The following is a 5,420-nucleotide window of genomic DNA, read 5'->3' as shown; positions in this document are numbered from 1 at the left end:
CCGTCTTCGCGAGCAAGCCCGCTCCCACATAAAAATCAGCTATCCAACGCTTTGTACTTCTCGCGCAGGTGGTTACGGATCCACACCGCCGATAGGTTGAGCGTGGCAATCACCAGCACCAGCAACAGCGCCGTGGCATATACCAACGGTCGCGCCGCTTCGACGTTCGGGCTCTGGAAGCCTACGTCATAGATGTGAAAGCCCAGGTGCATGATCTTCTGGTCCAGGTGCAGGTACGGGTAGTTGCCGTCCAGCGGCAGCGACGGGGCCAGTTTCACCACGCCCACCAGCATCAATGGCGCCACTTCACCGGCGGCGCGAGCCACCGCGAGGATCATGCCGGTCATCATCGCCGGGCTCGCCATCGGCAGCACGATTTTCCACAGTGTCTCGGCCTTGGTCGCGCCCAGGGCCAGGGAGCCTTCGCGCACGGTACGCGGGATACGCGCCAGGCCTTCTTCGGTGGCCACGATCACCACCGGCACCGCCAGCAGCGCCAGGGTCAGGGACGCCCAGAGCAGGCCCGGGGTACCGAAAGTCGGCGCCGGCAGGGCTTCGGGGAAGAACAACCGGTCAACCGAACCACCCAACACATAAACGAAGAAGCCCAGGCCGAACACGCCGTAAACGATGGCCGGTACGCCCGCCAGGTTGTTCACCGCAATACGGATCAGGCGGGTCATCGGTCCCTGACGAGCGTATTCGCGCAGGTACACCGCTGCCAGCACACCGAATGGCGTCACGACCATCGCCATGATCAGGGTCATCATGACGGTGCCGAAAATCGCCGGGAAGATCCCGCCTTCGGTGTTGGCTTCACGAGGATCGTCGCTGAGGAATTCCCAGACCTTGCTGAAATAGAAACCGATCTTGGTGAACGTCCCCATGCCGTTCGGCTGGTAGGCGTGAACCACTTTGCCGATTTCGATTTCCAGTTCTTTGCCATTGGCATCGCGGGCGGTCAGGCTGTCGCGGTTGAACTGCGCGTGCAGATCACCCAGACGCGCTTCGATGTCCTTGTAACGGGCATCGAGCTCAGCACGGTCAGCGTCCAGATCCGCTTGCGCCGCGGCGTCCAGTTTGCCATCAAGCTCCAGCTTGCGGCCTTTGAGACGAATGCGCTCAAGCCCTGCGTTGATTGCACCGATGTCGGATTTTTCCAGGGTCTTGAGCTCGGCCGCGAGCTTGTTGACCCGGGCCACGCGAGCTTGCAGTTCCGGCCAGGCCGCTTCGCCTTCGGCGATGACCTTGCCGTTCTCTTTGACGTTGACCAGGTAGCCGTAGAAATTACCCCACTCGCGACGCTCGATGGCCATCAGCTCCGGCGGCGTGGTCTGGTTGGTCAGCCAGTCACCGACGATCCAGGTGAAATCCGTGCCGTTGAGGTCCCGGTTGCCGACCTTGATCAACTCACGGGTCATGAACTCGGGGCCTTCGTCCGGCACCGGCAGGCCAGCGCTTTTCAGACGCTCGCGGGGCACTGATTCCTTCTGCACCACTTCGCCTACAACCAGATGCGCGGGCATGCCCGGCACGTTGTAGCTGGCGTGGATCAGGTCCGCCGGCCAGAAATGGCCCAGACCGCGCACGGCAATCACTGCCAGCAGGCCAATGGTCATGATGACCGCGATGGACACCGCGCCACCGCTGATCCAGACGCCGGGGGCGCCGCTCTTGAACCATCCTTTCAGGGAGTTCTGTTTCACAGACTTCTACCTTTCTTAAAGCGACGAATATTTCTTGCGCAGACGCTGACGGATCAGCTCGGCGAGGGTGTTCATGATGAAGGTGAACAGCAGCAGCACCAGCGCCGACAGGAACAGCACGCGGTAATGACTGCCGCCGACTTCCGATTCAGGCATTTCCACCGCCACGTTGGCCGCCAGGGTGCGCAGACCTTCGAACAGGTTCATTTCCATGACCGGCGTGTTACCGGTGGCCATGAGCACGATCATGGTTTCACCGACCGCACGGCCCATGCCGATCATCAGCGCCGAGAAGATGCCGGGGCTGGCGGTGAGAATCACCACGCGGGTCATGGTCTGCCACGGCGTGGCACCGAGGGCCAGCGAGCCCAGGGTCAGGCCACGCGGCACACTGAACACGGCGTCTTCAGCGATGGAGTAGATGTTCGGGATGACCGCAAAACCCATCGCCAGGCCGACTACCAGGGCGTTGCGCTGGTCGTAGGTGATGCCCAGGTCATGGGAGATCCACATGCGCATGTCGCCACCGAAGAACCAGGCTTCCATGTACGGGCTCATGTAGAGCGAGAGCCAGCCCACGAACAGGATCACCGGGATCAGCATCGCGCTTTCCCAGCCTTCTGGCACTTTCAGACGCACGGACTCAGGCAAGCGGCTGAAGACGAAACCGGCCACCAGGATGCCGATCGGCATCAACATCAGCAGGCTGAAAATACCCGGTAGATGCCCTTCGACGTAAGGCGCCAGGAACAGGCCGGCGAAGAAACCGAGGATCACCGTCGGCATCGCTTCCATCAGCTCGATCACCGGCTTGACCTTGCGGCGCAAGCTTGGGGCCATGAAGTATGCGGTGTAGATCGCGGCAGCAATCGCCAGCGGCGCAGCCAGCAGCATCGCGTAGAACGCAGCTTTCAGGGTGCCGAAGGTCAGCGGCGAAAGGCTCATCTTGGGTTCGAAATCGGTGTTGGCCGCGGTCGATTGCCAGACGTACTTAGGCTCGTCGTAGTTTTCGTACCAGACCTTGCCCCACAACGCGCTCCACGAGACTTCCGGATGCGGGTTCTCCAGCAGCAACGGTTGTAATTTGCCGCCTTGCTCCACGAGCAGACGGTTGGCCCGGGGCGACATACCGAACAAGCCCTGGCCGTCGACCACCTGGTCCACCAGCAAGGTGCGGTGAGCGGTGCTGTGGAACACGCCGAGTTTGCCGGACGCGTCCAGGGCCACGAAACCTTTGCGCCGTTCCTCGGCGGTGATCTCGATGACCGGCGCAGTGCCCATCTGGAAGGTACGAATCTGCTTCAGACGCTGTTCGCCGTCCGGGTCACGGGCCATGAACCATTGAGCCAGGCCACCGGTGGAGTCACCAATGATCAGGGAGATCCCGCCCACCAGCTGCGTGCTGGCAGTGACCTGGGCATCGCCGTTCTCAAGCAGCTTGTAGCGGCCGTTGAGGCTCTTGTCGCGCAGGCTGAACACGTCGGCCTGGGCACGTCCGTTGACGACATACAGCCATTGCTGACGTGGGTCGACGAAGATGTTTTTGACCGGCTCGGTCATCTGCGGCAGATCGATACGCGTCTGCTCGCTGGTGACTTCACCGGTCATCATGTTTTCTTCACTGGTGATCGACAACACCTGCAGTTGCGCGCCCGTGGAGCCGGCGAGCAACAGGGTCGAATCAGTGGCGTTGAGCGATACGTGCTCCAGCGGCGCGCCCTGCTCGTTGAGCACAATCGGCGTTTCACCGTACGGGTACTCAATGGCCGGCGAGATGGTTTTCTTGCCGTCTGGATAGCTGACTTTATAGGTATGGCGCAGCACCAGCGCCTGGCCGTTGGACAGACCGATCACCACCAGCGGGCTGCCGGGCTGGTCTTCGCCGATGGAGGTCACGCTGGCACCCGCCGGCACCGGCAGGTCGACACGACGCAGCTCTGCCCCGGTGTCGATGTCGAAGAACAGCGCCTGGCCCTTGTCGGAGATCCGCATCGCCACCTGGTTTTGCTCTTCGATGGCGATCATCAGCGGTTTGCCGGCGTCCTGCATCCAGGCAGGCGTAATCGAGTCCTTGGAGGTCAGGTCCGCGCCCTGAAACAGCGGGAGGACCACGTACGCCAGAAAGAAGAAAATCAAGGTAATGGCCGCCAGCACGGCGAGCCCGCCGACCAGAACGTACCAGCGGGTCAGGCGATCCTTGAGCGCGCGGATGCGGCGCTTGCGTTGCAGTTCAGGCGTATTGAAGTCAATGCGCTTGGGAGGGGAAGTCGTAGTCATTGTGGAATTGGCCAGATCATTCATGCGCACACCCTAGCGATCCTGTATGACAGAAAGATGACAATGCAGTGACGCAACAAATCCGCCGCCCGTGAATACCGGCAGCGGACAGGAAATTGGGTGTGGGAGCGGGCTTGCTCGCGAAAGCGTGGGGCCAGTCAACATCAGTGTTGAATACACTGGCCTCTTCGCGAGCAAGCCCGCTCCCACAAAAGCCCGGGTGCGGCCCGGGCTCAGGTGTTACTTCTTGGCGACGTTGGCGCCTTCGGACAGACCCAGGTCAGCCAGAGCCTTGGCGGCAACCTTGGCTGGCAGTGGGATGTAGCCGTCCTTGACCACAACTTCCTGACCTTGTTTGGACAGGACCAGCTTCAGGAACTCGGCTTCCAGCGGAGCCAGAGGCTTGTTCGGCGCCTTGTTGATGTAGACGTAGAGGAAACGCGACAGTGGGTACTTGCCGTTCAGGGTGTTTTCTTCGGTGTCTTCGATGAACTCGCCGCCTTCTTTCTTGGCAAGGGCAACGGTTTTCACGCTGGCGGTCTTGTAGCCGATGCCCGAGTAGCCAACGCCGTTGAGCGAGCTGCTGATGGACTGTACAACCGACGCCGAACCAGGCTGTTCATTGACGTTGGACTTGTAGTCGCCTTTGCACAGGGCTTCTTCTTTGAAGTAGCCGTAGGTGCCGGATACCGAGTTACGACCGAACAGCTGGACTGGCTTGTTGGCCAGGTCACCGGTCACGCCCAGGTCGCCCCAGGTCTTGACGTCAGCCTTGGCGCCGCACAGGCGAGTGGACGAGAAAATCGCGTCGACCTGAGCCATGGTCAGGCCTTTGATCGGGTTGTCCTTGTGTACGAACACAGCCAAGGCGTCAACGGCAACCGGTACGGCGGTAGGCTTGTAACCGTATTTGGTTTCGAAGGCCTGCAGCTCGTTGTCCTTCATCTTGCGGCTCATCGGGCCCAGGTTGGAGGTGCCTTCAGTCAGAGCAGGTGGCGCGGTAGAGGAACCGGCGGCCTGAATCTGAATGTTTACGTTCGGGTATTCTTTCTTGTAGTTCTCTGCCCACAAGGTCATCAGGTTGGCCAGGGTATCGGAGCCGACGCTGGACAGGTTGCCCGACACACCAGTGGTCTTGGTGTAGCTCGGGATGGCTGGGTCGACAGCGGCAACCGCGTGGGCGGTCGCAACGCCAGCGGCGACAAAGGTCATTGCCGTCATCAAACGCTTCAGTTTCATGCCTTACTCCTAGCAGATAGGTGTGTTAAGTCGGCCAAGTATCGGTAAGCCGTGTGAACACTCTATGGCTGAAATATGACAATTGGATGAAAGGCCATTATTGCGATTTTAAAAGACGATCACGCAGGTCCAATCGCGAGCAGGCTCGCTCCCACAGGGACCGCGTAGATCCTGTGGGAGCGAGCCTGCTCGCGATGA

Annotated in this window: 3 protein-coding genes; all 3 read right to left on the bottom strand. The window is 60.6% G+C overall.

Annotation, left to right across the window (positions count from 1 at the left end; all coding sequences use genetic code 11):
• Positions 1-35 precede the first annotated feature (35 nt).
• The 3 genes from pstA to HU811_RS24315 all read right to left on the bottom strand — a co-directional run bounded on the left by pstA (position 36) and on the right by HU811_RS24315 (position 5,222).
• Complete coding sequence (gene pstA / locus HU811_RS24325) at positions 36-1,706, bottom strand: phosphate ABC transporter permease PstA (protein ID WP_186658517.1); 1,671 nt, start codon at positions 1,704-1,706, stop codon at positions 36-38.
• Between the two features lie 15 nt (positions 1,707-1,721).
• Positions 1,722-3,755, bottom strand: coding sequence for an ABC transporter permease subunit (locus HU811_RS24320; RefSeq protein WP_177193363.1), 2,034 nt, complete (start codon positions 3,753-3,755; stop codon positions 1,722-1,724).
• Positions 3,756-4,223: 468 nt separating this feature from the next.
• The gene (locus HU811_RS24315; RefSeq protein ID WP_186658515.1) at positions 4,224-5,222 is read right to left on the bottom strand and encodes a phosphate ABC transporter substrate-binding protein PstS family protein; all 999 of its coding nucleotides are present in this window, start codon (positions 5,220-5,222) and stop codon (positions 4,224-4,226) included.
• Between the last annotated feature and the right edge of the window lie 198 nt (positions 5,223-5,420).

The organism is Pseudomonas tehranensis, from assembly GCF_014268615.1.
GTDB lineage: Bacteria > Pseudomonadota > Gammaproteobacteria > Pseudomonadales > Pseudomonadaceae > Aquipseudomonas > Aquipseudomonas tehranensis.
Note: the sequence above shows the minus strand (reverse complement) of the source record. Positions and strands in the feature narration are given on the sequence as shown.